Genomic DNA, 26122 nt, shown 5'->3' with positions numbered 1-26122 from the left:
TAATGGCCGTATGCCCGAGACGTTGCCGAGCTGGACGGCGCACCTGCCGCGCTGGATTCCCCGCTCCCTGTCCGACCTACACGGTCCTCGCGAGGGCGTCATCGACCTCCCTCTGGATCTCTGCTGGTCAGGTCACACCCGTTATGACATCGAGCGCTTCGCGCAGCGAGTCGCGCTTTACGAGTTGGTGATCGTGCAGGGACTGCAGAAGCACTATGCGGAGTTCCTCAACGGCGACTACCTCCTCGAGGCGTGGCCCCTTCTGCACCGGAGGCTGGGCGACGGTTACGTGGAGGCATGGGAGGGCCGTTTTCCCGAGTTGGCCAGGATCGGTGCGTCTCCCGGTGCCTTCGCAGCCGCCTTCGCCCGCTGGAAAGAGTCGCCGTGGGCATAGATTTCCCTCCCTTTCACCGGCGACTCATCGAGGCGGGGCTCGACCTTTGCGAGGAGCACGGATTATTCCTCGCAGGCGGTTATGCGATGAAGGCCCACGGCTTGGTAAATCGGCCCAGTAAGGACATCGACTTCGCGACCGCGAACCCCCTACCGGTCGAGGAACTGACATTGCGCGTGGTGGCGGGTTATCGGGCGAAGGGGTTCGATGTCGCCGCCGCTCCGGGTAACTACCGGTTCGCCCGGCTGGTGGTCACAGATCCGCTGACGAGTGAGTCCTGCGAAGTCGATCTCATGAAGGCGACCCTTCGCGTCAGCCCCGTGATCGTGGACTCCTGTCCTGTGCTGGGTTTCGACGATGCAGTCGGCCTGAAGATGCGAGCGCTGCACGATCGTGGCATAGCGCGTGACCTCATCGACGCGGCAGCGCTCGCGGGGGAGTACAGCTTCGAGCGCCTCGAATGGCTCTGCCGTTCGCATGAATCCGACTTCTCACTGCGTCGCCTGGCCTCGCGACTTGAAGCGGCAGAGCTGCGCAACGACTCGGAGTTCGAGGCTTACGGCCTGACGCTGGACGAGGTGCGGCGGGTGAAGCGGTTCGCGGCCGAATGGGCGCAGGACATCAACCTCCGGCTCATGGAGGAGGAAGAGGTCGATCCCGAGCTCTGAGCCCTGCCGCAGCGCTCTCACCCGCCGCCTTCCCGGAGCGCGACGGCGCTCTACCGCTGAGCCGTGGCGGTGATACGGCCGTACCCGACGATGTGGCCGCTCATGGTGAAGGCCGCGACGGCGGGCGGTGTGTCGGCCGGCAGATCCAGGCCGGCGACGTTCAGCGCGTACACGGTCACCTGGTAGCGATGCCCGATGTCGCCGGCGGGCGGGCAGGGGCCGAGGTAGCCGGTGCCACCGGCGTCATTGGTGCCGGAGACGGCGCTCACCGGCGGCTTGGCGCCCAGCGTGGTGTCGCCGGTGGGGATGTCCCAGACCAGCCAGTGCCAGAACCCGCTGCCGGACGGCGCGTCCGGATCGTACATGGTGACCGCGTAGCTGCGGGTCGCCGCCGGGGCTCCGCTCCAGGACAGGCGCAGTGGCCGGTTGCCCGCCGAGCAGCCGAACGCGTTCGCCCAGGACCCGGCCGGGAAGGCGCCGCCGTCCCGGACATCCGGGCTGGTCAGCGTCATCCGCGTGGCGGAGTCCGGCACGCCCTTGCGGATCACGGTGAAGCCGTAGCCCCCGTCGCCGACCGGGCCATGGTGCCCATCGTGCGCGGCGGCGGCCGTCGCGGCCGATCCCACCAGGACGGCGGTACCGGCCACCGTCGCGAAGGTCCGAACGGATCTCTTCATTCCCTGCCTCCTTCGATCGTGCGTCCACGATCGCGGCGCGGACCGGACCGGAGGAAGGCCGCCGGGATGCTGGTACTCACAGTGTCACGCGCCTCGATGGACAGGGCGCACCGGACTCTTGGATCATGCGGGTCATGGGTGAGTCGGATGAGTCGGCATAACGCCGAACTGGCGGAGTTCCTGCGCGTCACGCGGGCACGCGTACGGCCGGAGGACGTCGGTCTGCCCGCCGCCGGTCATCGCCGCACGCCGGGCCTGCGGCGCCAGGAGGTCGCCCAGTCGGCCGCCATCAGTGTCGAGTGGTACACCCGTCTGGAGCAGGGCCGGGTGGGCTCGCCCGGCACCGCCGTCCTCGACGCCCTGGCGCGAGCCCTGCGGATGTCGGAGTCCGAACGACACCATCTGCACCTGATCGCGCGGGGGGAGGCCCCGCCGTCCCGTCACCGGCCCGCCCCGGTCGGGGCCGACCTTCAGGGCCTTTTGGACGGGATGCCGCTGCTGCCCGCCTACATCGTGGACTTCCGCTTCGACGTCCTGGCCCGGAATGAACCCGCGGCGGCGTTGTTCGGCGCGGACTTCGGCAGCGGCGAGACCGCCAACGTCGCCCGCATGCTGTTCCTGGTGCCGCGTATCCGCGAGATGCAGCTGGACTGGACCAGGATCGCCAGAGAGACCGTCGGGAACCTGCGCGCCAACCTCGCGCGCCACCGCGCCGATGCCCCGCTGCGCGCGCTGATCGGTGACCTGCGCCACCGCAGCGAGGAGTTCTCGGCCTGGTGGAACGACCACACCGTGCAGGAACGCACTCACGGTACGAAGCGCATCCGCCACGAGGTCGGAGGTGACCTGACGATCCGCTACACCACCCTGGCCACGCTCGACAACTCCGACCAGTACCTGATCGCCGTCACTCCGGCCGACGCGGCGGCGGAACAGGCGCTGCGCAAGATCGTCTCCTCGCGCGCGGGCGCGCTCACCCGGGCGGCTAGGGCACTGGGCTAAGTCGCGGTCTGCGGCGCACCATGTGGCGATCGTCCCATCTGGGCTCGTTGCCGGATTCGTACGCCACCGGGCCGGTAGGGTATTACCGAACGTGATTCGATTCTCGGCGGTGGGGTGGGGGAATGGGCGGCTTCGCGGCGGCCACGACGGTGCGACGGGTGGCGGAGGGACGCTACGCCGTCGACCTCGACGGGGACTTCGGCATCGGAGAAGCGATCAACGGCGGCTACGCGATGGCGGTGATGACCCGCGCGGTGCTCGAGGAGTCCTCGCACCCGCACCCCGTCGCCACCAGCGCGAGCTACCTGCGCGTGTCGAAGGCCGGGCCGGCGGAGGTCCGGGTCGAACCGCTGAAGGCCGGGCGTACGGCGGCGGTGGCGCGCGTCACGCTCGTCCAGAACGACCAGGCCCTGATCGAGGCGCTCATCACCACCGGCACCCTCGACGGTGACGCCGCTCCCGTCTACTCGGTGGAGCAGGAGAAGCTCCCGCCGATCGAGGAGTGCCCGGAGTTCCCGTCGAACAACGGCTTCGCCCGCCAGATCGACCTGCGGTACGACCCGGCCACCATGGGCTGGCTCGACGGGCGGCCCAGCGGGGTGCCCGAGATGCGCGGCCACCTCCGGATGCGCGAGCCGTACGAACCCGACGGGATCCTCCTCGCCCTCGCGGTCGACGCCCTGCCGCCGGTGGTGCTCAACGCGGGGGCGAGCGGCTGGGCGCCGACCGTCGAACTGACCTGGCACATGCGGGCCGTTCCCGCCCCGGGCTGGCTGGCCCTCCACGGCCGCGCCCGGCTGGTCAGCGACGGGTGGTTCGACGAGGAGGTGGAGGTCTGGGACTCCGCCGGACGGCTCGTCGCGCAGAGCCGCCAGATCGCCCGCGTCGGCCGCGGCCGCTGACACCCCGGCGTCGGCCGTAGTCTCCAGTACGGTCCGCGTCGGCCGCGGTCGCCGGTTTTCTTTGGACCGGAAGCGGGCGTCGTAAAGGGCCGGAAATCACAGTGTGATGTGCGGCGCATCCACCCGACGATCAGCTCATGGTCTCTTAGCCTGTTGGGATCATGTCTGACGCGCCAATCGGGATCTTCGACAGTGGGGTCGGCGGGCTGACCGTCGCCCGTGCCATCCTCGACCAGTTGCCGAACGAATCCGTGCTGTACGTCGCCGACACCGCGCGGTTTCCGTACGGCACGAAGTCGATCGCCGAACTGCGCGCCTACGCCCTCGAAGTGCTCGACCACCTCGTGGCGGAGGGCGTGAAGATGCTTGTGATCGCCTGCAACAGCGCCAGCTCCGCGGTGCTGCGCGACGCCCGGGAACGCTACGACGTCCCGGTCATCGAGGTGATCCTGCCGGCCGTGCGCGCCGCGGTCAGCGCCAGCCGTACGGGTCGCGTGGGGCTGGTGGCGACCAGTGCGACCGTGACGAGCCGGTCATATGAGGATGCGTTCGCCGCTGCGCCTCATGTGACACTGACAAGTGTCGCGTGTCCGCGTTTCGTAGAGTTCGTGGAACGGGGCATCACCATGAGCGACGAACTCCTCGATGTCGCGCGAGGCTATCTCGAGCCGATCATCGAGGCCGGTTGTGACACGCTCATCCTCGGCTGTACGCATTACCCGTTGCTGACCGGTGCCATCTCATATGTCGCCGGTGACGGGGTAACGCTCGTATCGAGCGCCGAGGAGACCGCCAAGGACGTCTACCGGGTGTTGCACGACCGCCGCCTGGCCCGCGCGGAGGGATCCCCGGAGCCCCGCCACCGGTTCCTGGCGACCGGAGACCCGGCGCCGTTCGGCGTCCTCGGCCGCCGCTTCCTCGGCCCGGAGCTCGGGCTCGTCGAATCCGCCCCGGTCAGCGGTGTGTACACGGTCTAAGGAGGCCAACGTGCGGCTTACGGTGATTGGGTGTTCTGGTAGTTTTCCCCGATCCGACAGCCCGGCATCCTGTTACCTGGTCGAGGCCGACGGCTTCGCGATGCTCCTCGACCTGGGCAGCGGCTCGGTCGGGATGTTGCAACGTCACCACCCCTTTCTCGACATCGACGCCATCTGCGTCTCCCATCTCCATCCCGATCACTGCCTCGACCTGTGCGTCTACTGGATCGCCCGGACGTTCGCGCCTCATGGGAAGCAGCCGGTGATCCCGGTTTACGGACCCGCGGGCACCGCCGAACACCTGGCCGGCGCCTATGGGCTCGATCCGGAGCCGGGCATGCGCGAGACCTTCGACTTCCACACGCTGCGACCCGCGACCTTCACCATCGGGCCTTTCGCCGTGACGACGGCCCAGATGAACCATCCCGTGGATACCTTCGGATTCCGCATCGAGCACGAAGGCCGCACGGTCGCCTACTCCGGAGACACCGCGGAATCGAGCGCCCTGATCGAACTCGCCCGCGACGCCGACCTCTTCCTGTGCGAGGCCGCCTGGATCGAGCGCCCCGACCTGCCCCTCGCCGCGCAGCACCTCACCGCGCGCCAGGCCGCGGAGCACGCCGCGAAGGCCGACGCCGGCACCCTCGTCCTCACCCATCTTCTGCCGTGGAACGACCCGGCGCTGTCTTTGTCGGAGGCGAAGGACAGCAGCTTCCGCGGCAGGATCGAACTCGCCCAGCCGGGCGCCGTGTACGAAATCTAGGAACGAACGGACGCGGTACCCGGCTGCGGCGTTCCCGTTCAGCCGAGGGCTATCGTCGCGTTCGAGTATGGGGTCTCTCCGGTGACCTCCCGCTCGTAGCGGAGGAAGTCCGGGAGGGGCACCTCCTCGGCGAGCCGATCGAGCTCGACCTCCAGGAGGAGGCATCTCCTGGTCACGGGTTGCTGGATGTCGTCGAGCTCGAAGGATCGCCCCTGCCAGGTGAAGCAGTGGCGATCCTTGACGATGATCTGCCGTGCGGGGTCGCGTTGGAGGCGCAGTCGCTCGTATTCGCGGGCGTCGATCTCTTTCTCGATCACCTCGCGGGTGCCCTTGCTCAACGGGCGGAGATGGGCGTAATGGTAGCTGTCGACTCCATCGCGCCGGCTCCGCCGGATTCTCTCTTCTTCGGCGCCGTCCGCCTTGAGGTAGATCTGTTCGAAACCTATTACCGTGGCGGAGCGCAGAAGGGGATGGTTCCAATCGGGCGCGGCTGCGAGGAGGAACTTACGCTCGATCTCGATGGGCATCGGCACTCCTGTGTCTGATCGCGTGGGCGGAGGGTCCAGGCTAAGCTCGATGACGACGTGGTGGACGACGGCCTGACGAGAGGGCGATACTTGCGGATCACCGTGGTCGGTTGTTCGGGCAGTTTTCCCGGGCCGACGAGTCCCGCGTCGTGCTACCTGGTCGAAGCGGACGGCTTCGCGCTGCTGCTGGACCTCGGGAACGGCGCTCTGGGAGCCTTGCAACGCCAGATCGACCTTTATGCGATCGATGCGATCCTGCTCTCACATCTGCACGCCGACCATTGTCTCGACCTGTGCGGCTACTATGTCGCCCGCAAATACGTCGCCGGGGGTCCTCAACCGCGCATCGACGTTTACGGGCCCGCGGGCACCGCCGAACGGATGGCCCGCGCGTACGACCTTCCGCTCGATCCCGGGATGCGCGAGGTGTTCGACTTCCGCCCCCTGCGTCCCGGGACGCTGCAGGTCGGACCCTTCACCGTGACGGCCGCGCGCGTGAACCACCCCGTCGAGGCGTACGGCTTCCGGCTGGAGCACCAGGGGAGGGCGATGGCCTACTCCGGCGACACGGGGGAGTCCGACGCGCTCGTGACGCTCGCGGAGGGCGCCGACCTCCTGCTCGCCGAGGCCTCCTTCCTCGAAGGACGGCAGGACCCGACGCAAGGGCACCTGACCGGCAGGCAGGCGGCGGAACACGCGGCACGCGCCGGCGTCGGACGACTGGTCCTCACCCACCTGGTGCCCTGGAACGATCCGGCCACCGTCCTGGCCGAGGCCGGCGCGGGCGGATTCCGCGGCGAGATCGAGCTGGCCCGCCAAGGCGCCGTCTACGACCTGTGACCCGCGGCGCGTACGAACTGCGACTTGCGCGGCGCGTACGAGTTGTGACGTGCGCGGCCGGTACTTCGGTCCGCGGGCAACGTCCCTCGTACCCGCCGTCGAGGCGTCGGTGCCCTCCAGGGTCTGGATAGGGTTGGGCCCATGGCTCGCCCCGACGGTCGGTCAGCCGACCAGCTACGTCCCGTCCGCATCCAGCGTGGCTGGCTCTCTCACGCCGAGGGCTCCGTGCTGGTGGAGTTCGGCCGCACGCGGGTGCTGTGCGCCGCGTCCGTCCAGACCGGTGTGCCGCGCTGGCGCCGTGACTCGGGGCTCGGCTGGGTGACGGCGGAGTACGCCATGCTGCCGCGCGCGACCAACACCCGAAACGACCGCGAGTCGGTCAAGGGCAAGATCGGTGGCCGCACGCACGAGATCTCGCGTCTCGTCGGCCGCTCGCTGCGGGCCTGCGTCGACTACAAGGCGCTCGGGGAGAACACCATCATCCTCGACTGCGACGTGCTCGAGGCCGACGGCGGCACTCGTACCGCCGCGATCACCGGCGCGTACGTCGCCCTCGCCGACGCGGTCGCCTGGATGCGCGAGCGCAAGCTGGTCAGGTCCAGCCCGCTCGTCGGCTCCGTCGCGGCGGTCAGCGTGGGCGTCATCGACGGCGAGCCCCGCCTCGACCTGTGTTACGAGGAGGACGTCGCCGCCGAGACCGACATGAACGTCGTCTGCACCGGCGACGGCCGCTTCGTCGAGGTGCAGGGCACCGCCGAGGGCCAGCCGTTCGACCGTGCCGAGCTCGACGCCCTCGTCGACCTCGCGGCCGGCGGTTGCGCCGAGCTCACCCGCATCCAGCAGGAGGCACTCGGGTCATGAAGGTCGTGCTCGCCACCCGCAACCAGGGGAAGGTCGCCGAGCTGCGCCGGATCCTCGAGGACATCGACGTCGTCGGCCTCGAGGAGTTCCCGGACGCGCCGGAGGTCCCCGAGACCGAGCTGACGTTCGTGGGCAACGCCCTGCTCAAGGCCCGCGCGATCGCGGCGCACACCGGGCTGCCCGCCGTCGCGGACGACTCCGGGCTGTGCGTCGACGCCATGAACGGCATGCCCGGGATCTTCTCCGCCCGCTGGGCGGGCCGGCACGGTGACGACCAGGCCAACCTCGACCTGCTTCTCGGACAGCTGTCCGACGTCGCACCCGAGCACCGGGGCGCCCGGTTCGTGTGCGCGGCGGCCATCGCCTGGCCGTCCGGCGAGGAGGACACCGTCGAGGGCCACATGGACGGCGTCGTCATCGACGCGCCGCGCGGCACGAACGGCTTCGGCTACGACCCGATCTTCGTCCCCGAGGGTGACACCCGTACGACGTCCGAGCTGGGCCCCGAGGAGAAGGACGCCATCAGCCACCGCGGCAAGGCGTTCACCGCCCTCGCGGACCGCATCCGCGCACGGGTCGCCCACGCGGGCTGAGGGCTCACCGGCTCGCGGCCCCCTCATCGGGCGGCAGCACGTGCTCCACGACGCTCGTGACCAGCGCCTCGCCCTCCGCCTCGGGGGTCGTCTCGTTCTCCGAGTCTTTGGCTCGGTGAGGCGTTGATGGCAGCTTGCCGAAACGTCGGCATTCGGGGCGGATCGTCGTGGGGTCGTCTCGTTGTTCGAGCCTTTCGGGTGCTGCCGGTAGCGGGGCGCAGGTGAGGCGGGGCGCCGTAGGGGGAACAAAGCTGCATAAGGCTCGCGAACGGGGCGCCGGCGGTTGCGTGCCGGCGGCGAAGAGGGCCTGTGCCACATGGACGAATCCCGCTTCCAGTCGGGCGCCCGCCACCGCCGACCGGACCACGGCCCGCTGCGGGAAGAGGATCTGGGCGGGGCAGCCGGGGAGAGTGCCCACTCGATCTCTCGCGTGGATCGCCTGCCGCGCCGGCGATGGGGCCGGAGACGGGCGGCCCGAGACGTCGATCAACCGGATAGGCGACCACGATGTGGATGTTCCGGCCCCTCGGGGTATACCGGCCGCAAAGCGACACGTTCCTGCTGGCCAGAGAGCTGTGCTGCGGCGGGCTGCAGGGCTCCCGGGTGCTCGACCTGTGCACCGGGACCGGTGCGCTGGCGATCGTCGCCGCCTACGCCGGCGCCGAAGCGGTGACGGCGGTGGACGTCGAGGGCCGCGCGGTCCTGACGGCGTGGATGAACGCCCGGCTGCGGCGGGTGCCGGTGCGGGTGCTCCGGGGTGATCTGTTCGAGCCGATCGCGGATGAGGTGTTCGACGTCATCGTGGCCAACCCGCCGTACGTGCCGAGTGCGGGCGCGCCGCGCGGCGTTCGCGGCCGGGCCTGCGACGCGGGCCGGCGGGGCCGGTCGGTGATCGATCGGATCTGCGCCCGCGCGCCGGGAACGCTGGCCGTCGGGGGAACGCTGTTGATGGTCCAGTCGGTGCTGTGCGGGGTGGAGACGACGCTGAACTCGCTGCGCGGCGGCGGGCTGAAGGCGTCGGTCGTCGCGCGGTGGAGGCAGCCGTTCGGGCCGGTGATGCGGTCGCGGGCGGCGTTCCTGGAGGAACAGGGGCTGATCCGCCCGGGTCAGCGACACGAGGAACTGGTGGTGGTCCGTGCCGATCAGAGCTGAACGTCCGGACGGGTGGCCCGGCCGGGAGCCGCGTCGTGTGGTCGTCGTGCCCGGCGGCCCGGTCCTCGTCGAGGGGCCGGTGGAGCTGGTCACCGACGAGGGCACGACGTTGTACTGCGATCGTTTCGTGGTCGCCGTGTGCGCGTGCCGGCGCAGCCACCGGTACCCGCTGTGCGACACCAGCCATCGCCGGAGGCAGCGGGGATCAGGGGAGCGGACGCCGCAGGGAGGTACGGCCTGATCGCCAGCACTCCAGCAGGTGAGCGCCGAGCCGGTCCTCGAGATACGCGGTGGCCTGGATCCCGAGCACGACGTCGGCCGCCAGCTCCGGCTCCCGGGCCAGCAGGTCGCCGATCACGTCCCGGCGCATGATCTGCTCGTGTACGGCGTCGGCCTCGATGTGCTCGGTGAAGAACCGCGTGCACTCCGGCCCCGCGCCCAGGCGGGTCAGGGCCCGCGCCATCCGGTCCGCGTTCGGCGGGGTGGTGATCTCCGCGGCGGCGAAGTGCCCGACGAGGGCCCCGCGCAACGCCCGGTGCAGGCCGAACAGCGACATGAGGTTCACGGTGGCCAGCGTCTGGGCGGGCGCGTGCTCCAGATAGCGGCCGTACCGGGAGTCCAGCCCGGCGGCGTCCAGGAGGTCCGCGAACAGCTTGGCGTGCATCCGCTCGCCCCGCCCGCCGCCGAACTCGTCGAACTCGACGGCGACCAGCGCCGCCTTGCTCTCGCCCCGCAGCCGCGGGATCACCCACGCGTGCGGGTCGGCCTCCTTCAGGTGGTAGATCGAGCGATGCGCCAGGTACTCGCGCATCTCCCACCACCGTCCCGCGTCGAGTAGGTGGTGCGAGACGCCGTAGGCGTCGGGGTCCTCGACGAGCAGCCCGCCCAGCGCGGTCCCCGTGTCCGTCCCGCCGGGGCACACCGCGCGCAGGGCCGGCAGGAAGCGGTCCTCCAGCCGCCGCCGCAGCCGCAGCAGCTCCGGATCCCACTCCCAGCGCGGGTCCACCCGGTCGAACCCGCGATAGTGCAGCTCGTAGCAGACGTACAGCGCCAGGTGCAGATCCTCGCCGAAGGGCTCGGCGGCACGGACCACCTCCGGCGACGCCGCCGGCGGCGGGCCGCCGGCCAGCGCGACCGTCACGGTCTCCGACAGGGGCCCGCGCGGCTCGGGCAGCGTGGCGTCCAGGGTCATGGGACCTCCTTCGCCGGCCCCATGACCAAGGTGGCTGTGCTTCCCGATTCCCTCGCTTCGCTCGGTCATAGGAACTCCGTCACGTCCTCGTCCTCTCGGCAGGGGCCGGCCGTCTGCTCGGCGAGCACGTCCACCACCGCGCCCAGGCCGTACGCGGCGGCGGCGCGCTGGCGCAGGGCACCGGAGCCGTGCCGCGCCAGCCAGGCGAGGACGGCGCGTACGCGGGCCAGGTCGCCCGACGCCTCGAGCGCCGGGCGGACCCGGTCGAGCATCTCCCGGAGCAGCCGCGTCGCCGGTACCGCGCGCTCCTCGACCGGATGCACCCCGGGACCGTCGAGGCCGTACCGGGCCGCCGACCACGTCGCGGCCGCGCAGAGCTGGTCGTCGACGGCGGGCGCCTCCCGGCCCCGCCGCAGGTCGGACAGGGCCGTACGGATCAGGGCGCGTACGAGGGCCGCCTGCAGCACCGCCTCGTCGACGGTGGCGGCGGCGTCTCCGGCCCGGACCTCGACGGTCGGCAGCCGTGGCGACGGCCGGGCGAGCCAGAAGGACATGCGCTCGTCGATGAGCGCGCCGGCCTCGACCAGCCGGGCCACCTGACGGTCGTAGGCGGGGGCCGAGGGGAACCACGGCGGCACCCCGGAGCCGGGGAAGCGTGCCTGATCGAGCATCCGCCAGCTCTGGTACCCCGAGTCCCGGCCGTGGTCGAACGGTGAGTTCCCCGCCAGCGCCACCAGCGTCGGCAGCCAGGGCCGCAGGTGGTTGACCACCGCGACCGCCGTCTCCCGGTCGGCCACGCCGGTGTGCACGTGGCAGCCGCACGCCTGGTAGTCCGCCACCACGCCGGCGTACCGGTCGGCGATCTTCGCGAACCGCTCACCGGGGGCCACGGGGATGGCGTCCCCGGGCAGCACCGCGGTCCCCGAGGAGATCAACCGCGCGCCCTCGGCGTCCGCCGCGGCGGCGAGCCGGCGCCGGCCGTCGCACAGCTGGCCACGCAGGGCGTCCAGCGTGGTGCAGGTTCCGGTCGCGGCCTCGACCTGGGCGGTGAGCAGCTCGCCGTACAGCCCGCCGCCGGGCGTGAGGTCGACGCCGGGCTCCGGGGTGCGGGCCAGTACGGCCGCCGCCCGCGGCACGGTCCGCGGCGTCTCCGCGTCCACGAGGAGGAACTCCTCCTCCACGCCCACGGTCACCCCGTCGTCGAGGCCGTACACCGGCCCGTCCCCCATGCCGAAGCCATTCCCGGTGCGGCAGCCCGTTAACGGATCGCCAGGGAATGACCTGCGCGGCCGATACCGGGGCGGGAGGTCCTCAGCCGGTGGCGGCGGCGAGGGCGGCGCGCAGGTCCGCCGCCGCCGCGCGGTCGCCGCACACGCGGACGGCGTCGTCGCCACGGCGGCCCCACAGCCACAGGTAGACGGCGGCCGGATCGCCGATCACCACGGCGTCCGCGTCATCGGGCAGCTCGGCGGTCACCTCGGCGGACGCGGCGTCGAAGGTCACCCGCCACACCCGGGAACCGGCGGCGACACCGACGGTACGGGCGGCCGCCGGCCGCCCCCGGCCGCCGCGACCGAACCGCTGGACGAGGTAGAGCGACAGGACCTCGTCGGCGCCGTCGGCGGCGAACTCCGCGTCGACCGGGCCGATCGGGCCGTACGCCGCCTCGACGTCGACCCGGTGCACGGTGGTCTCGTGCGCCATCCGCCGCCACCAGAAGCCGACGGTGCGGTCCTCCGGGGACCACGTGTCGCAGGGTTCGTCCGGAGGCCGCCGGCCGAGCTCGTCGTGCAGTTCGGCGGCACCGGCGCGGAACCAGCGGATCACGTCGCCGTCGTCCGGTCTGCGGTCCCAGTCCTCGGGCCGGCGCTGCGCGCGCACCCAGTCGATCACCGCGCGGTGCACGCTGCCGAGGTGCCGGACGACCTCGCCGACGTTCATACCGGGGCAGGTGGGGACGGGCGCGCCGAGGTCGCGGTCGGCGGCGAACGCGGCGAGGTGCGCGCTCTCGGCCCACAGCCGGGTGAGGAAGTCGGAGGGCTCCATCGGGACAAGCCTGACCGGTCGCGCGGACTCCGTCAAAGACCGTGACAACCGATCGGCCCGGAAGCGGGGTTGATGGGGGTGTACGGAAACGAAGGGATCTTGCCATGACCGATCGCAGACGCCGCCGGACCACCTTGACCCTCGCGGGGACCGGCGCGGCCGTCGCCGTGCTGGCGGGCGTGTGGGCGGGCGGCACCGCCCTGGCCGGGGGCTCGGGCCACGGGGCGAAGAACGTCGCCGACTCCTCCCGGATCGCCCCCACCCCGACATCCCGGCAGCCGGCGCCGGCGACGCCCTCTCCCCGGCCGACCCGGAGCACCGAACCCCGGCCCGTGCCGACGGACGTACCGCGCCCCGTGCCGACGTGTGCGAACACCGCGCGGCCGGAGCCCCGGCCGACGAGCACCGCGAAGCCCCACCCGACGGCCTCCGTGAAACCCCGGCCGGCGAGCACCGCGCGGCCGGAGCCCCGGCCGACGAGCACCGCGCCGGTCCCGTCGAAGCCCCATCCGACGCCCACTTCGACGGCCCGGCCGTCGCACCGGCCCGTGACGGCGACGCCGGTGCCCTCCTACTGCCCGCGCCCGAAGGCAGTGGGGTAGGCGGGACACTGTCCATCCTGAGCCGAGAGGAGGCCCGCGGAGTGAGTGGAGACGAGCTCACGTTCGACGAGTTCGTCATCGCCTCCGCGGGGCGCCTGCTGCGCACCGCGGTGTTCCTCGTCTACGACCGCCACCTCGCCGAGGACCTCCTCCAGACCACGTACGAGCGGGTCGCGCGGCGGTGGACGCGGATCATGCGCGGCGGGCACCAGCCGGAGGCGTACGCGCGCAAGGTGCTCGTCAACCTGGCCATCGACCATCACAAACGCCGCAAGAGGCGGCCCGATCTGCCGGTCGGCGGAACGATCGACGTCGATCGCCTGACCGGGGCGCGCGAGGCGTACGACGCGGCGGGGACCCCGCTCGACGACGTCCTCGCGGCCCTGCCCGTCAAGCAGCGGGCCGTGGTGGTGCTGCGCTACTGGTGTGATCTCAGCGAGCAGGAGATCGCGGAGGCGCTCGGCATCTCCCGGGGAACGGTGAAGAGCCACACGTCACGGGCGATGACGGCGCTACGGCGGCAACTGGCGGAGGAAGGAGCGGCTCATGAGCGATGACCTCGACGCCCTGCTCCGCGACCACTACCGGCGCGCGGCCGAGGGCGTCCGGCCGGACCCCGAGCTGATCGACCGGTTCCGGAACACCGCGCGCCCCGCGCGGGCCGTTCCCGGGTGGCCGCGGCTGCTGCTCGCGGCGGCGGCGGTCGCGGCGATCGCCCTGGTCGCATGGGGCCTGCTCCGGCCGGATCACCGGGCCGAACCGAGCGATCACAGCGTGCCGATCGCTCCGCCGTCCGCGACGACCGTGGTGACACCGTCGCCGGAGCCGTCGGTGCGCACGGCCCGCCCGAGGCAGCGGACCACGAAGCCGGAGCGACGCACCCCGTCCGCCCGGCCGACCCCGACCCCACGGCCCACCCGTACCGCGGCCGGGACGCCGAGCCCGTCGTCCACGACCACGCCGTCCTCGACCCCCCGGCCGACGGGACGGTGATCTGCAATCATCCGTTGATGACCACTGTCATCATGGTGATCGTCGTGGCCGTCGTCATCCTGGCCGGGGTGGGCATCGGCCTGCTCGCGAGATCGCGGACGGGCCCGCAGGCGCCGGTACCTCTGGTGCCGACGGCGGTGCCCGCCGAGCTGCAGGACCGAGTCCAGGCACTGCTGGCCGAGGACCGGCCGGTCCAGGCGGTCAAGGAGGTCCGCCAGGCCACGGGACTCAGGCTCGTGGACGCCAAGCGGCTCGTCGACACGCTCCGGGACGGCCGCCTGCCCGAGCCGGGCCCGCACCTTCCCTCCCAGGGGTCGGAGAGCCTCGCCGACCGGGCCCGGCGGATGCGCGACGGCGGCGACCTCTCCGGAGCCGTCGCGCTCGTCCAGGCGGAGACGGGGATGACCCGGCAGGACGCGGACCGGTTCGTCACGTCGCTCGGCTGACTGCAGTGACGCGGGCCAACGGCAGTGGCGCGGGCCAACGGCAGTGGCGCGGGCCAACGGCAGCGGACGCGCGCCGACGGCAGTGACGCGCGCCGACGGCAGTGACGCGGGCCAACGGCAGTGACGCGGGCCAACGGCAGTGGCGCGGGCCAACGGCAGCGGACGCGCGCCGACGGCAGTGACGGCTGACGGCAGGGGCGCGGGCTAACGGCAGGGGGCGTGCAGCCGGACGATGGTCCCCGCCGGGCCGGTGCGCAACTGGACCAGCGCGCACAGCATGCGAACGCCCCACAGCCCGAATCCCGACAGGGACGCGGGATCGGGCGGTACGAAGCCGGGGACCGGGTCCGGCTGCCAGTGGCCCGCGTCGGTCACCTCGACGATCAGGTCGTCGTCCTCCCGCCACAGCTGACAGCCGATCGGATGGCGGCCGTGCCGGATCGCGTTGGTGGCCACCTCCGTCGTCGCCACCAACAGGTCGTTCACCCGGGGGCGGGACATGCCGTGATGGCGGGCGTGGCCGGCGAGGAACGAGCGCAGCGTGCTCAGGTCGTCGTCGTCGATCGGTAGCCGGACCGCGCCGGGCGGCGGGGGCGGCAGGGGATCGCGGTCGACGTGCGCGCCGACGGAGGCCGGGTCGAGGTAGGCGTCGTTGCAGCGGGGACAGGTCCCCTCGACGATTTGGGGGTGGGTGCGCAGCGCCCCGTCGAGCAGTCCCCGATGCGTGGTGCGCCGGTCGTACAGGCACAGCACCGAGGCGCTGATGTCGGCGAACGCCTCGTTGATGATCGACTCGTACCTCGTCCACTCGGCGATCTGGGCCGGCGTCCCGGTCTCCCAGCCCGGCTCCGCGACCACCCTGACCCGGGCGGTGGCGTTCTCGGCGATGAACGAGCTGTAGTTGGCGATGGTGCGCGTCGGCTGGACGTACCAGGAGGCGGAGTCGGCGAACTCGACGGCGTCGGAGTCGGCGCCCAGGGCCTGACGCAGGCAGGAGAGGTTGGGGGCCGTGCCGACGGTCAGCACGGCCTCACCCGCGCTGAGCCCCTCCTGGAGGAACGGCACGACCGTGTCCAGGATGTCCTTCTCGTTGTCGTACATCAGGACCTGGTGGATGAGTCGTGTCATCGGGCCTCACCGTCGCCGATCTCCAGCCAGGGCAGCAGTCGGCTGCTCACCAGCTCGACGACGTCCGTCAGGTGGATCGAGGGATTGTCGAGGACCACCCGCGCCCCGAGGTGCATCGCCGCGCCGGCCATCATGCTGAGCGCGCCGAGGTCGATGAACCGCAGGTCGGCGAGGTCCAGGTGCACCTCGCCGCCCCGATCGACGACCTTTCGCAGCGACTCGCCGAACACGGCGTGCCGCGCGCCGTCCAGCTCGCCGCTGAGCCGGAGGCCACGGGGATGGAACGTCGGGGTGATGCTCAGCACTCCGTCGTTGAAGTAGGGATCGGCGCCCACGAGCACCTCGTGCCTCTCCTTCAGCGCGGTGAGTTCCTCGGGCGTGCAGGAGCGCGCGTCGACCTGGCAGATCGCCATCGCCATGGTGCTGGGCGAGATCGCCGCGTCCACCCGCGCCTCGCACTCCAGGATGCCGTCGCGTCCGCTCTCCTGCCGGAACGCCCACGTCATGTCGACGGTGACCCGGACACCGCGGAACCGTTCGGTCTCCGCCCGGTCGAGGACCTCCCGCAGCGTCGTCGTCATCCGCGCCGGGTCGAACACCCCGCGGGTCAGGCAGGTCTCCGCCTGCGGCAGGATCGCCAACTGCCCGCTGCGCAGATAGGTCTCAGGCTCCAGCCGATAACGCGCCCGCAGGTCGGGAAGGTCCTGCGGGCCGGCGTCGGTGATGTAGATGACCTTGTCGGAACCGGCCAGTCCGTCACGGAGGAAGGCTCCGATGACGTGGTCGTGCTCCTCCTGGTCGGCGTAGGAGAACCAGGCGTGGTCTCCGGGAAGCAGCTCTCCGACGGATCTTCGGGCGAACCAGGGCTCCATGTGCCTCCTCCCGCGCTACGTCGGCAGGTGGCCTCCACCATACGGCGAACGACACAGCGTGACGATGATTTCACGAATCCCACTGTCATTGAAACTTCCAGTGAAACTGTCAGTCACCCGCCGTGCGCGGCGAACCGGCCGTACCGGCCGCGATGGTAGAGCAGGGGAGCGCCCGGCGGGCCGACGCCCGTGTCGACGACCAGGCCCACCACCAGCCAGTGATCTCCCATCGCGACCGTGTCGTACGGCTCGCACAGCAGATGGGCCGCGGTGCCGTTCAGGATCGGCACCTCGCCCGGCCCCGGGCGCCAGGAGGTCGGTGGCGCGAAGCGGCCGCCGCCGGGCCCGGCGAACCGGGACGCGATCTCCGTCTGGTCGGTGGCGAGCACGTTCACCGCGAACGTCGCGGCGTCGCGCAGGTGCGGCCAGGCCGTCGAGGCGCGTCCGACGCAGAACGACACGAGCGGCGGGTCGAGACTGACCGAGGTGAACGAGGTGGCCGTGAGGCCCACCGGGCCGGGACCGGTCACGACCACCACCCCGGCGGCGTGCCGGCCCACGGCCCGCCGGAAGCTCGCCCCGTCGACCACCGGTCGCTGGCCCACACGCGTGCCCATCGACTTCGCCTCCGAACCGACCCGGGTCACCGTACGGCTTGGGGGAGCCGTACGGCGGCGGCCCACCCGGCCAGGACCTCGTCCAGGCGGTCGATGTCGGCCTCGACCACGGCGAGCCCCGGCGTGGGGACGGTCGCGCCGAGCTCGACGAGGAGAGGCCGCAGGTGCACCTCCACCGCGAGCGCGTGCCGGGGCGACCCCATCACCAGCAGCGGCAGCGCCGTCACACCGGCCAGGGACGGCACCCGGTCGAGGAACGACTTGAGCAGGCCCGTGTAGGTCCCCTTGTACGTAGGACTGGCCACGAGGAGCAGGTCCGCCGAGGTCACCCGCGACACCGCCTCGTCCAGGAGCGGGCCCGGGTCCCGGCTCAACAGGCGATCGGCGAGCTCGGTCAGGTCCACGGTCTCCGGCCGGACGCCCGGCGCGATGGCCCGCGCGGCCCGGTCGGCGACGGCGTGCGTGCGCGACGCCGGGCGGGGGTTGCCGACCAGCACGACGACCTTCGGCCCGCGACGCCCGGGGACCTCGTCCGGGCCCACGGCCGGCCGGCCGGCCAGGGCCTCACCCCGGTCGACGCCGATTCCCTCGGTTCGCTCGGTCATGCGGCCACCTCCCGGAGTCCGCGGCGGGTCAGCTCGGGCAGGACGCCCTCGCCGAACCAGTACGCCTCTTCCAGGTGCGGGTAGCCGGAGAGGACGAACTCGTCGATGCCGAGTTCGGCGAACTCCTCGATCCGCTCGGCCACCTGGGCATGGCTGCCGACCAGCGCGGTGCCGGCCCCGCCGCGGACCAGGCCGACGCCCGCCCACAGGTTCGGGTAGATCTCCAGGTCGTGGCTGGACCCGCCCTTACGGAAGGTCTCGTGCAGAGCGCGCATCCGCTGCTGGCCGACCGACTCGCTGCGGGCCAGGCCCTGCTGCGCGGCGGCGATCTCGGCCGGGTCGAGGTCGTCCAGCAGCCGGTTCGCGGCCGTCCAGGCCTCCTTGGCCGAGTCACGGGTCACGACGTGCAGCCGGATGCCGAACCGGAGCGTACGGCCCTCCCGCGCGGCCAGCTCCCGCACCCACTCGATCTTTCCGCGCACCTGCTCGGGCGGCTCGCCCCACGTGAGGTAGACGTCCGCGTGCCGCGCCGCCACGGGCCCGGCCGCGCCCGACGACCCGCCGAAGTACAGGCGGGGCGCCGGGTCGGGCGCCTCCCGTACGGTGGCGCCCTCGACCTCGTAGTAGTTGCCGGCGAAGTCGAACGAGGCGCCGCTCCAGGCGCCCCGCAGGACGGTCAGGAACTCGTCGGTGCGCGCGTAGCGTTCGTCGTGGCCGAGGTGGTCGCCGAAGCGCGCCTGCTCGGCGGTCTCCCCACCGGTGACGATGTTCAGCAGCAGCCGTCCGCGGGACAGCCGCTGGTACGTCGCGGCCATCTGCGCGGCGAGCGTCGGCGACAGCAGGCCCGGGCGGAAGGCGACCAGGAACTTCAGCCGCTCGGTCTCCCGCGTCAGCGCGGCGGTGGTCAGCCAGGCGTCCTCGCAGAGCGTTCCCGTGGGCGTCAGCACGCCCTCGAAGCCGAGCTGTTCGGCGGTACGGGCGATCTGCGCCAGGTACTCGATGTCGGGTTCGCGCTGCACGCCGCGTACGGCGGCGCCATGGCCGCCGCCGACGAGCGTGCGGCCGTCGCCGCTGGTGGGCAGGAACCAGTGGAATGCGGTCACGCTGCCATGGTCGATGACTATTCTAACAAAGTCAACCAATAAAGTAGGGATATCTTCTTTGGGGTGGCGGTGTCAGGTCCGCCGCGTCGCGCGCGCGGTTCGCTCGCGGAGCCGCGTGACCGCGTCGTCGAGGAAGCCGAGGAACGCCGTCAGCGCGGGCGGGGCCGTCACCCCGGCGGGTGTCGCGGTGTACACCCGGCGCACCGGCGCGTCATCGGGATGCAGTGGCACCAGGACGATGTCCGGCCGGGCCGCACCGGCCGCCAGCGACGGGATGAGCGTCACCCCCAGGCCCGCCGCCACCATCCCCTGCTTGGCGATCCACTCGCCGACGACGTAGGTGATCTGGGGGCGGAACGCCCGATGCGGCGTCGCGCTGATCAACGTGTCCTCCGGGCGGGACCGGCCCGCGATCCAGTCCTCGTCCGCCAGTTCGGCGAGCCGTACCTCCTCGAGCCCGGCCAGGCGGTGGCCCGGGTGCACGGCCACGAGCATCGGATCGTCGAGCAGGTGGCGCAGCCGCAGGCCCTCGAAGTCCTCCTCGGTGTCCGCCGTCACGATGGCCAGGTCGAGCTCGCCGGCCGCCAGCCGCTCCGCGTGGTGGCGGGTCAGGCCATCGGACAGCGAGACCGACACCCGCGGATGCGCGGCGCGGAACGCGGCCATCGCCTGCGGCACGAGCGCGGCGTCGGCGGTGGCGAACGCGCCCACCCGGAGCCGGCCGGCCGCCAGGTCCCGCAGCGCCCGGAGATCGCCCCGGGCGGTCCGGAGACGTTCAGTGATCGCCGAGGCGTGCGGCAGCAGGCACCGGCCCTCCTCCGTGAGCCGCACGCCACGGGGCAGGCGGTCGAACAGCGCCGCGCCCAGCCGGCCCTCCAGGACGGAGATCTGCCGGGAGACCGCCGACTGGGTGTAGCCGAGCGCCTCCGCCGCGCCCGTGAAGGACCCCCGCCGGGCGACCTCCTGGAAGACGACGAGAAGATCGGTGTCCATCCTGCCATGCTAGGGCCGCATGCTGATCATGCGAAACATTCGCTGGTGGAATGCCTCGCCGACTCATAACGTCTTCGTCGTGATCGCCTTTCTCGGACTCGGGCGCATGGGAGCGCCTCTCGCCCGGCGGCTGCTCGCGGCCGGGCACGACGTGACCGTCTGGAACCGCACCGCCGAACGGGCCGCGCCGCTGGGCGCGGCCGGAGCCGCCATCGCGGCGACGCCCACCGAGGCCGTCCGTGCCGCCGACGTCGTCATCACGATGCTGGCGGACGCGCCCGCCCTCGAGGCGGTGGCCGCGCGGATCGCTCCGGCGATGCGGCCCGACGCCTGCCTCGTCGAGATGTCCACCGTCGGGCCGGCGGCGGTGCGCGCGCTCGCCGCGCGGGTGCCCGCCGTGGTCGACGCGCCGGTGATGGGCAGCGTCGACCGCGCCGCCGACGGCACCCTCACCGTGCTGGCCGGCGGCGACGTCGACCGGGTCGCGCAGGTCCTCGCCGTCTTCGGCGCCGTCGTACGGTGCGGGGAACTCGGAGCGGGGGCCGCGCGGAAGATCCTGCTGATCAACGCCGCCATCGGGGCCGTGGCGCTGACCGCGGACCTGACCGAGCTCGCCACCCGGCTCGGCGTCCCCGACCCGCTCGCCCTCCTCGCCGAAGGACCTCTCGCCGGGGCCGTCGCCCGACTCCGCGCCGAGGAGGCCGACTTCCCGCTGCGGCTGGCCGCCAAGGACGTCGGGCTGGCGCTGGACGTCGCGGCGTTCCCCGTGCTCGAGGCCGTACGGGAAAGGCTGCTGTGCGCCTCCGACCAGGAGGCCGACCTGCGAAAGGTACTGAAGTGACGACCTTCGACAACCCCGCCACCGTCCCGGCTCCGCCCGCGGGCCGGTACTCCCACGTGGCCCGGATCGAACTCGGCGGCACGACGATGCTCGTCCTGTCCGGCCAGGTGGCGATCGACGCCGAGGGCAGGCTCGTCGGCGCGAACGACATGCGGGCCCAGGCCGACTACGTGCTGGACACGATCGAGAAGATTCTCGCGGCGCATGGCGCGACGCTCGGCGACGTGGTCAACATTCGGACGTTCCTCACCGACCTGGACCGGATCGGTGAGTACGCCCAGGCACGGCTGCCGCGGTTCACCGGCACGCCCCCGACCAGCACGACCGTGGAGGTGTCCCGGCTGTTCGTCCCCGGGGCGCTGCTCGAGGTCGAGGTGACGGCGATCGTCTGAACCACCGGGCGCCGAGGCGCTGCCCGCGCGCCTCGGCGTTCTCCGACGCCCTTTGCCAGGCCTTTACTATCTTAGCCTTGACTCAGACAGTCAGGGGCTGCTGCCTGGGGTTCCTCGAAAATCGAGCTTTACTGTCTTTGGCACTTGTTGCTGAAATTGATAGAAATTTGGGGTCTTTTGGTGTTGTCGGGCGTCATGTGAAGATTCCTGCGTCGTACCCCCCGCCGGCTCTTAGGAGAGCACATGCGACGACGCGTCACCGGGACCCTCATGGGTGGGCTGATCCTCGCCCTGGTCCCATTCCTGTCCGGCCCCGCCTCCGCCAGCCCGACCGGCGCCACGAGCGCGGCCGCGCCCGCGGCGCCGGTGGTCCAGCACCCGTTCCACCACGCCTGCTCGACTCCGCGAGCGGGCCGCGCGAGCTGCAACGCCCTCGTCCGCAGTGACGTCGCCACCAGCGCCGCCACCGTACGCGCCGCGGCCGCCGCCCCCTCCGGCCTCTCGCCGGCCAACCTGCAGAGCGCCTACAAGCTGTCGACCAGCGGTGGCTCCGGCCAGACCGTCGCCATCGTCGACGCCTACAACGCCCCCACCGCAGAGGCCGACCTGGGCGTCTACCGGAGCCAGTACGGCCTGCCGGCGTGCACGACCGCCAACGGCTGCTTCAAGAAGGTCGACCAGAACGGCGGCACGTCCTACCCGTCCACGGACGGCGGCTGGGCACAGGAGATCTCCCTCGACCTGGACATGGTCTCCGCCGTCTGCCCCAACTGCAAGATCGTCCTGGTCGAGGCGAAGTCCGCGTCGTTCGCCAACCTCGGCGCCGCCGAGAACACCGCCGCCAAGCTCGCCAACGTCATCAGCAACAGCTACGGCGGCTCCGACGCCTCGGACTCCAGCTACGGCTCGTACTACAACCACCCCGGCAAGGCGATCACCGTCAGCTCCGGTGACAGCGGCTACGGCGTCGAGTACCCGGCGTCCTCGCACTACGTCACGGCCGTCGGCGGCACCTCGCTGAAGACCGCGAGCAACAGCCGCGGCTGGACCGAGACCGCCTGGAGCGGCGCGGGCAGCGGCTGCTCGTCCTACAACACCGCCCTGTCCGGCCAGTCCAGCGTCGGAACGGGCTGCTCCCGCCGCGCCGTCGCCGACGTCTCCGCGGTCGCCGACCCGAACACCGGCGTCGCCGTCTACGACAGCACCGCCTACCAGGGCCAGAGCGGCTGGATGGTCTTCGGCGGCACCAGCGTCGCCGCGCCGGTCATCGCCGGCGTGTACGGCCTGGCCGGCAACGCCGCCAGCATCGACAACAACTACCCCTACACCCACTCCGGCTCGCTGTTCGACGTGACCTCGGGCAGCAACGGAAGCTGCTCCCCGTCGCAGCTCTGCAACGCCCGCACCGGCTGGGACGGCCCCACCGGCCTGGGCACTCCTAACGGCACCGGCGCCTTCTAACGGTCCGGTGAACGGCGGGCCCGGCACGGACGACGCCGGGCCCGCCGTCGCCTTTCCGGGCAGGACGGAGCGGCGGTCTCAGAGATGTCCCTGCGTCCGTAATGCCGGCAAATCCGAGATAGCTTCAGATACCACCGAGTACGATGATCATCGCGAGCCGACCAGAGTCGATCGGCGACCGATGAGGGGGTGGGCGGCCGTGACCGACGCGGACAGCACGGCGACCGACCGGACGGACCAGGGCCACGAGCAGGCTCCACCGGGCATCGACGTACGGACGCCCAGCCCGGCGCGGATCTACGACGTCTTCCTCGGCGGCAAGGACAACTACGCCGCCGACCGGGCCGCGGCCCAGGTCGCCATCGAGGCCGGACCCGACATCCCCCGCGCCGCCCGGGAGAACCGCGCGTACCTCGGCCGGGCCGTGCGCTTCGCCGTCGAGAGCGGTATCCGGCAGTTCATCGACCTCGGCACCGGCCTGCCCACCCAGGGCAACGTCCACGAGGCCGCCCAGTCACTCGCCCCGGACGCCCGCGTCGTCTACGTCGACAACGACCCCATCGTCCTCGCCCACGCGCGGGCGCTGCTGCCGCCGTCCAAGACCACGACCGTCATCCAGGCCGACTTCCGCGAACCCGCCGCCATCCTGGACCACCCGAAGACACGGTCCCTGATCGACTTCGAACAGCCGGTCGCCGTGCTCATGCTCGCGGTCCTGCACTTCGCCGCCGACGACGAGGTCCGCGCCAGCATCGCGACCTTCCGCGAGGTGATGGCCCCCGGCAGCCTCCTGATCCTGTCGCACAGCACCACCGAGGGCCACCCGGAGACCGGCGACCAGGCCGCCGGCGCGTGGAAGAACGCCACCGCCCGCCTGCAGAGCCGCACCCAGAAGGAGATCGAGGCCCTGTTCGACGGCTTCGACCTGCTCGACCCCGGCGTCGTCTGGGTCCCCCAGTGGCGCCCCGACCCCGGCGCGGAGGACGGCACCCGCTGGATGTACGCCGGCGTCGCCCGCCGCCCGTAGCCGCCGTCGCGGCCACGCCACCGGCTCAGCCGCGCAGTCGGCCACCGACCGAACGAAACGCTCGGCGATAGGGGTCGCAAAAGGAGCGAACGCTCCCATGGCGACCTCCGATGACGCCGCTCAGCGAGCATCACGACCGCACCCACGGGGACGGTGACCGTGCGTTCGTCGCTCAGGCGGGTTGGCAGGAACGGCACCAGACGGTCGTACGCCCTGAGACCCGGCGCCGCGACAACGTGGTGCCACAGCGCGGACACGGGCCGTCCCGCTCGTCGCGGGCCCCGGTGAGCCAGGTGTCGCGCGGCGGAACCCTCTCGACCTTCACCGACTCTCGCAGGATTCGCCGCATCGTCCGGTAGAGCGCCGCGAGGTCTTTCTCGCCCAGGTCCGGCACGGGGCGGAGCGGGCTGATCCGCGCCAGCAGATCTCGTCGGCCAGCAGATTTCCGAGGCCGGCGAGCAGCGACTGGTCGGTCAGCGCCGATTTCAGCCGACCGCGGCGGCCGGACAGCAGTTCGTCGAATTCCGCGCGCGACACGTCCAGGGCGTCCGGTCCCAGGTCGCCGAGAATCCGCTCGGCCTGCCGCTCGTCGTCCGCGAGGCGTACGCCCTGGAGCTTGCGCATGTCCCGGAAGCGGAGCTCGCCGTCGCCGAGACTCCAGATGACCCGGTCGTGCGGATGCGGCGGCTCGTCCGGCGAGTGCCAGGACAGCGAACCGGTCATCCCGAAGTGCAGGATCAGCACCGGACCGCCGACCGGCGCGATCAGCCACTTACCCCGCCGCCGGGGCTCCTCGAACCGGCGTCCGCGCAGCGCGTCGTCCAGCGCCCGCGCGGTCGTCCCGCGCAGCACCCCGGCGTCCCGTACGCGCACCCCCGCGATCGGCTCACCGGTGTGCTCGGCCAGCACCCGGCGGAACCCCTCGACGTCAGGAAGCTCCGGCACGAAGAAGTGCTACCCGCGCTGCCCGAGAATATGGGAAATCCTCCGAACCCTTGGATCCGGAGGATTTCCCATTGTGGGGCCGGTGGGATTCGAACCCACACTGATACGGACCTAAACCGCAGGCCTCCTGCCGATTGGGCTACGGCCCCTTGCTCTTCTCGTTCTTCATTCTACCGGCATACGTCGGTGTCTGTGCGTGACAGTTCGGGCAGAGGAAGCGGAGATTCTCCCTGCGATTGTCGAAGTAGTCCCCGTTGATGTGATCGACGTGCAGGATCAGCGGCTTGCCCTGCCATGTCGCCTCCAGCCCGCACTCGCCGCAGCGGTAGGCCGTACCGCTCTCGATTAATGTGCGGCGCAGGACTTCTCCTCGCTGCCGTCCTGCTTCCCTCGGGCGAATGACGAAGACCTGCTCGGGTGTCAGGCGGCGGGCCGACGGCTTGCCTTTGTTCCATCCCTGACGGCCGAAATGGGAAGTGTCGATTTCCAGCTGCCTCAGCCAGGGTCGGACAGTCCCCGGGAGGTCGCGTCAGACGCCGAGTTCCTTCAACAGGCGCTCGACGTGGCCGGTGGCCTTCACGTTGTAGAAGGCCTTCTCGACCTTGCCGTCGGCGTCGATGATGAAGGTGGAGCGGATGACGCCGATCATGGTCTTGCCGTACAGCTTCTTCTCGCCGTACGCGCCGTACGCCTGGAGGACCTTGGTGTCGGGGTCGGACAGCAGCGGGAAGGTCAGCTCGTCGCGGTCGCGGAACTTAGCGAGCTTGGCGGGCTCGTCCGGCGATACGCCGAGCACGTCGACGCCCGCCTCCTCCAGCGCCGGGAGCGCGTCGCGGAAGCCGACGGCCTCCTTGGTGCAGCCGGGGGTCATCGCCGCCGGGTAGAAGTAGACGATCACGCGGCGGCCGCGGTACGACGACAGCGACACCGGCTTGCCGTCGGCGTCGGGAAGCGTGAACTCCGGGGCCACGTCTCCGGGCTGCAGTCGTTGCTCCGTCACTTGATCACCTTTCCGGTCGAGCTGAGTCCCACCGTACCTGGGTCGCAGCATACGACGCGGGATCGGGGTACAAGTCGGCCAGAGAGCGATGTCGGGCGGCGGCACCTGACAGACTTGTGCTGGGATCATGCCGCCGATTCCGACCACCACCGCAGGAAGGAAACCTCATGGCCGACAGAGCCCGCGATCCAGCGGCGATTGAGCGGGACATCGAGCAGACGCGCGAGGAGTTGGCGCGCAGCATCGACGAGCTCGCCGACCGGCTGAGCCCGAAGCACGCCGCGCAGCGTGGCATGGCGAAGGTCAAGGAGGAGGCCGGTCTCGTCGCCGAGGACCTCGGCGCTCTGGCCCGGCGGGAGAAGCAGGACCGGCCGCGCAGCTCGCTGACCGGACCGGTGCTGATCGGGGCCGGGGTCGTGGCGACGACCCTCGCGCTCCGGATGCTGCTGCGCCGGCGCGGCCGCTGACCGCGCGAACGAAGCGCCCAGACTCCTGACCGGGAG

General features: G+C 71.6%; 35 protein-coding genes and 1 tRNA gene. 20 read left to right on the top strand and 16 right to left on the bottom strand.

Annotated features, from left to right (window positions below; all coding sequences use genetic code 11):
- The first annotated feature begins 10 nt into the window (after positions 1-10).
- Positions 11-394: a hypothetical protein gene (locus tag ABD978_RS25970; protein ID WP_345359778.1), complete on the top strand. Its 384-nt coding sequence runs from the start codon at positions 11-13 to the stop codon at positions 392-394.
- Positions 385-1062: a nucleotidyl transferase AbiEii/AbiGii toxin family protein gene (locus tag ABD978_RS25965; RefSeq protein WP_345359775.1), complete on the top strand. Its 678-nt coding sequence runs from the start codon at positions 385-387 to the stop codon at positions 1060-1062. Before ABD978_RS25970 ends, ABD978_RS25965 begins: the two co-directional genes overlap by 10 nt.
- 50 nt (positions 1063-1112) lie before the next feature.
- Here the strand turns inward: ABD978_RS25965 and ABD978_RS25960 are convergent, their stop codons facing one another.
- Positions 1113-1739: a YbhB/YbcL family Raf kinase inhibitor-like protein gene (locus ABD978_RS25960; RefSeq protein ID WP_345359772.1), complete on the bottom strand. Its 627-nt coding sequence runs from the start codon at positions 1737-1739 to the stop codon at positions 1113-1115.
- A gap of 147 nt (positions 1740-1886) precedes the next feature.
- Between ABD978_RS25960 and ABD978_RS25955 the strand changes: the two genes are divergently transcribed.
- From ABD978_RS25955 to ABD978_RS25940, 4 genes are all read left to right on the top strand, one after another.
- Positions 1887-2741 carry a helix-turn-helix transcriptional regulator gene (locus ABD978_RS25955; RefSeq protein WP_345359769.1) on the top strand — a complete coding sequence of 285 codons (855 nt, stop codon included), beginning with the start codon at positions 1887-1889 and terminating at the stop codon, positions 2739-2741.
- Between the two features lie 122 nt (positions 2742-2863).
- Positions 2864-3643, top strand: coding sequence for a thioesterase family protein (locus ABD978_RS25950; protein ID WP_345359766.1), 780 nt, complete (start codon positions 2864-2866; stop codon positions 3641-3643).
- 161 nt (positions 3644-3804) lie between these two features.
- Entirely contained in the window at positions 3805-4620 is an 816-nt protein-coding gene (murI, locus tag ABD978_RS25945) for a glutamate racemase (protein WP_345359763.1), read from the top strand.
- Positions 4621-4630: 10 nt separating this feature from the next.
- A complete protein-coding gene (locus ABD978_RS25940) occupies positions 4631-5383 on the top strand; it encodes an MBL fold metallo-hydrolase (protein WP_345359760.1) in 753 nt (250 codons plus the stop codon).
- Positions 5384-5421: 38 nt separating this feature from the next.
- Here ABD978_RS25940 and ABD978_RS25935 read toward each other — a convergent pair whose 3' ends face one another.
- On the bottom strand, positions 5422-5910 hold the full coding sequence (locus ABD978_RS25935; RefSeq protein ID WP_345359757.1) for a hypothetical protein: 489 nt from the start codon (positions 5908-5910) through the stop codon (positions 5422-5424).
- Positions 5911-6000: 90 nt separating this feature from the next.
- On the opposite strand from ABD978_RS25935, the gene ABD978_RS25930 reads away from it, so the two are divergent.
- From ABD978_RS25930 to ABD978_RS25910, 5 genes are all read left to right on the top strand, one after another.
- Positions 6001-6750: an MBL fold metallo-hydrolase gene (locus tag ABD978_RS25930; protein ID WP_345359754.1), complete on the top strand. Its 750-nt coding sequence runs from the start codon at positions 6001-6003 to the stop codon at positions 6748-6750.
- 141 nt (positions 6751-6891) lie between these two features.
- A complete protein-coding gene (gene rph / locus ABD978_RS25925; protein ID WP_345359751.1) occupies positions 6892-7611 on the top strand; it encodes a ribonuclease PH in 720 nt (239 codons plus the stop codon).
- A complete protein-coding gene (gene rdgB, locus ABD978_RS25920; RefSeq protein WP_345359749.1) occupies positions 7608-8204 on the top strand; it encodes an RdgB/HAM1 family non-canonical purine NTP pyrophosphatase in 597 nt (198 codons plus the stop codon). Before rph ends, rdgB begins: the two co-directional genes overlap by 4 nt.
- Positions 8205-8717: 513 nt before the next feature.
- Positions 8718-9356: a HemK2/MTQ2 family protein methyltransferase gene (locus tag ABD978_RS25915; RefSeq protein ID WP_345359746.1), complete on the top strand. Its 639-nt coding sequence runs from the start codon at positions 8718-8720 to the stop codon at positions 9354-9356.
- A complete protein-coding gene (locus ABD978_RS25910) occupies positions 9340-9597 on the top strand; it encodes a CDGSH iron-sulfur domain-containing protein (protein WP_425550763.1) in 258 nt (85 codons plus the stop codon). The genes ABD978_RS25915 and ABD978_RS25910 overlap by 17 nt, the downstream gene beginning before the upstream one ends.
- On the opposite strand, the gene ABD978_RS25905 is transcribed toward ABD978_RS25910, so the two are convergent.
- The 3 genes from ABD978_RS25905 to ABD978_RS25895 form a co-directional block, all read right to left on the bottom strand.
- Positions 9562-10548: an iron-containing redox enzyme family protein gene (locus ABD978_RS25905; protein ID WP_345359744.1), complete on the bottom strand. Its 987-nt coding sequence runs from the start codon at positions 10546-10548 to the stop codon at positions 9562-9564. The genes ABD978_RS25910 and ABD978_RS25905 overlap by 36 nt on opposite strands.
- Before the next feature lie 65 nt (positions 10549-10613).
- Positions 10614-11777, bottom strand: coding sequence for a carboxylate-amine ligase (locus ABD978_RS25900; protein WP_345359741.1), 1164 nt, complete (start codon positions 11775-11777; stop codon positions 10614-10616).
- Between the two features lie 82 nt (positions 11778-11859).
- Positions 11860-12594, bottom strand: coding sequence for a maleylpyruvate isomerase family mycothiol-dependent enzyme (locus ABD978_RS25895; RefSeq protein ID WP_345359738.1), 735 nt, complete (start codon positions 12592-12594; stop codon positions 11860-11862).
- Between the two features lie 104 nt (positions 12595-12698).
- Here ABD978_RS25895 and ABD978_RS25890 point away from each other — a divergent pair, with 104 nt between their 5' ends.
- The 4 genes from ABD978_RS25890 to ABD978_RS25875 are packed head-to-tail and all read left to right on the top strand — an operon-like array spanning position 12699 to position 14635.
- Complete coding sequence (locus tag ABD978_RS25890) at positions 12699-13196, top strand: hypothetical protein (protein WP_345359735.1); 498 nt, start codon at positions 12699-12701, stop codon at positions 13194-13196.
- 41 nt (positions 13197-13237) lie between these two features.
- Positions 13238-13753: a SigE family RNA polymerase sigma factor gene (locus ABD978_RS25885; RefSeq protein WP_345359732.1), complete on the top strand. Its 516-nt coding sequence runs from the start codon at positions 13238-13240 to the stop codon at positions 13751-13753.
- Entirely contained in the window at positions 13743-14189 is a 447-nt protein-coding gene (locus tag ABD978_RS25880; protein ID WP_345359729.1) for a hypothetical protein, read from the top strand. The genes ABD978_RS25885 and ABD978_RS25880 overlap by 11 nt, the downstream gene beginning before the upstream one ends.
- A 17-nt stretch (positions 14190-14206) precedes the next feature.
- The gene (locus ABD978_RS25875; RefSeq protein WP_345359726.1) at positions 14207-14635 is read left to right on the top strand and encodes a hypothetical protein; all 429 of its coding nucleotides are present in this window, start codon (positions 14207-14209) and stop codon (positions 14633-14635) included.
- A gap of 204 nt (positions 14636-14839) precedes the next feature.
- Here the strand turns inward: ABD978_RS25875 and ABD978_RS25870 are convergent, their stop codons facing one another.
- The 6 genes from ABD978_RS25870 to ABD978_RS25845 all read right to left on the bottom strand — a co-directional run bounded on the left by ABD978_RS25870 (position 14840) and on the right by ABD978_RS25845 (position 19953).
- On the bottom strand, positions 14840-15763 hold the full coding sequence (locus tag ABD978_RS25870) for an anti-sigma factor RsbA family regulatory protein (protein WP_345359723.1): 924 nt from the start codon (positions 15761-15763) through the stop codon (positions 14840-14842).
- Entirely contained in the window at positions 15760-16635 is an 876-nt protein-coding gene (locus tag ABD978_RS25865; RefSeq protein ID WP_345359720.1) for an MEDS domain-containing protein, read from the bottom strand. Before ABD978_RS25865 ends, ABD978_RS25870 begins: the two co-directional genes overlap by 4 nt.
- Positions 16636-16748: 113 nt before the next feature.
- Positions 16749-17252 carry a flavin reductase family protein gene (locus tag ABD978_RS25860; RefSeq protein ID WP_345359717.1) on the bottom strand — a complete coding sequence of 168 codons (504 nt, stop codon included), beginning with the start codon at positions 17250-17252 and terminating at the stop codon, positions 16749-16751.
- Between the two features lie 26 nt (positions 17253-17278).
- Positions 17279-17857: an NADPH-dependent FMN reductase gene (locus ABD978_RS25855; protein WP_345359713.1), complete on the bottom strand. Its 579-nt coding sequence runs from the start codon at positions 17855-17857 to the stop codon at positions 17279-17281.
- On the bottom strand, positions 17854-18960 hold the full coding sequence (locus tag ABD978_RS25850) for an LLM class flavin-dependent oxidoreductase (protein ID WP_345359710.1): 1107 nt from the start codon (positions 18958-18960) through the stop codon (positions 17854-17856). The genes ABD978_RS25855 and ABD978_RS25850 overlap by 4 nt, the downstream gene beginning before the upstream one ends.
- A gap of 72 nt (positions 18961-19032) precedes the next feature.
- The gene (locus tag ABD978_RS25845) at positions 19033-19953 is read right to left on the bottom strand and encodes a LysR family transcriptional regulator (RefSeq protein ID WP_345359707.1); all 921 of its coding nucleotides are present in this window, start codon (positions 19951-19953) and stop codon (positions 19033-19035) included.
- A gap of 79 nt (positions 19954-20032) precedes the next feature.
- On the opposite strand from ABD978_RS25845, the gene ABD978_RS25840 reads away from it, so the two are divergent.
- From ABD978_RS25840 to ABD978_RS25825, 4 genes are all read left to right on the top strand, one after another.
- The gene (locus ABD978_RS25840) at positions 20033-20794 is read left to right on the top strand and encodes an NAD(P)-dependent oxidoreductase (protein ID WP_345359704.1); all 762 of its coding nucleotides are present in this window, start codon (positions 20033-20035) and stop codon (positions 20792-20794) included.
- Complete coding sequence (locus tag ABD978_RS25835; RefSeq protein ID WP_345359701.1) at positions 20791-21186, top strand: RidA family protein; 396 nt, start codon at positions 20791-20793, stop codon at positions 21184-21186. Before ABD978_RS25840 ends, ABD978_RS25835 begins: the two co-directional genes overlap by 4 nt.
- 243 nt (positions 21187-21429) lie before the next feature.
- Positions 21430-22647, top strand: a complete 1218-nt coding sequence (locus ABD978_RS25830) for a S53 family peptidase (protein WP_345359698.1) — start codon at positions 21430-21432, stop codon at positions 22645-22647.
- Between the two features lie 199 nt (positions 22648-22846).
- Positions 22847-23674, top strand: a complete 828-nt coding sequence (locus tag ABD978_RS25825) for an SAM-dependent methyltransferase (protein ID WP_345359695.1) — start codon at positions 22847-22849, stop codon at positions 23672-23674.
- Between the two features lie 172 nt (positions 23675-23846).
- On the opposite strand, the gene ABD978_RS43985 is transcribed toward ABD978_RS25825, so the two are convergent.
- The 5 genes from ABD978_RS43985 to bcp form a co-directional block, all read right to left on the bottom strand.
- Entirely contained in the window at positions 23847-24023 is a 177-nt protein-coding gene (locus tag ABD978_RS43985; RefSeq protein WP_425550762.1) for a zinc finger domain-containing protein, read from the bottom strand.
- Complete coding sequence (locus tag ABD978_RS25820; protein ID WP_345359692.1) at positions 23996-24619, bottom strand: DNA-formamidopyrimidine glycosylase family protein; 624 nt, start codon at positions 24617-24619, stop codon at positions 23996-23998. The genes ABD978_RS43985 and ABD978_RS25820 overlap by 28 nt, the downstream gene beginning before the upstream one ends.
- 74 nt (positions 24620-24693) lie before the next feature.
- Positions 24694-24768 (bottom strand) — tRNA-Leu (locus ABD978_RS25815).
- Positions 24759-24965: an HNH endonuclease gene (locus ABD978_RS43980; protein ID WP_425550768.1), complete on the bottom strand. Its 207-nt coding sequence runs from the start codon at positions 24963-24965 to the stop codon at positions 24759-24761. Before ABD978_RS43980 ends, ABD978_RS25815 begins: the two co-directional genes overlap by 10 nt.
- Before the next feature lie 183 nt (positions 24966-25148).
- Complete coding sequence (bcp, locus tag ABD978_RS25810; RefSeq protein WP_345359689.1) at positions 25149-25619, bottom strand: thioredoxin-dependent thiol peroxidase; 471 nt, start codon at positions 25617-25619, stop codon at positions 25149-25151.
- A 167-nt stretch (positions 25620-25786) separates the two neighbouring features.
- On the opposite strand from bcp, the gene ABD978_RS25805 reads away from it, so the two are divergent.
- The gene (locus ABD978_RS25805) at positions 25787-26086 is read left to right on the top strand and encodes a DUF3618 domain-containing protein (RefSeq protein WP_345359686.1); all 300 of its coding nucleotides are present in this window, start codon (positions 25787-25789) and stop codon (positions 26084-26086) included.
- The last annotated feature ends 36 nt before the right edge of the window (positions 26087-26122 follow it).

Source organism: Actinoallomurus liliacearum (genome assembly GCF_039542035.1).
Taxonomy (GTDB): Bacteria; Actinomycetota; Actinomycetes; order Streptosporangiales; family Streptosporangiaceae; genus Actinoallomurus; species Actinoallomurus liliacearum.
The sequence above is the reverse complement of the archived record's forward strand: the minus strand, read 5'-3'. Positions and strand labels throughout refer to the sequence as shown.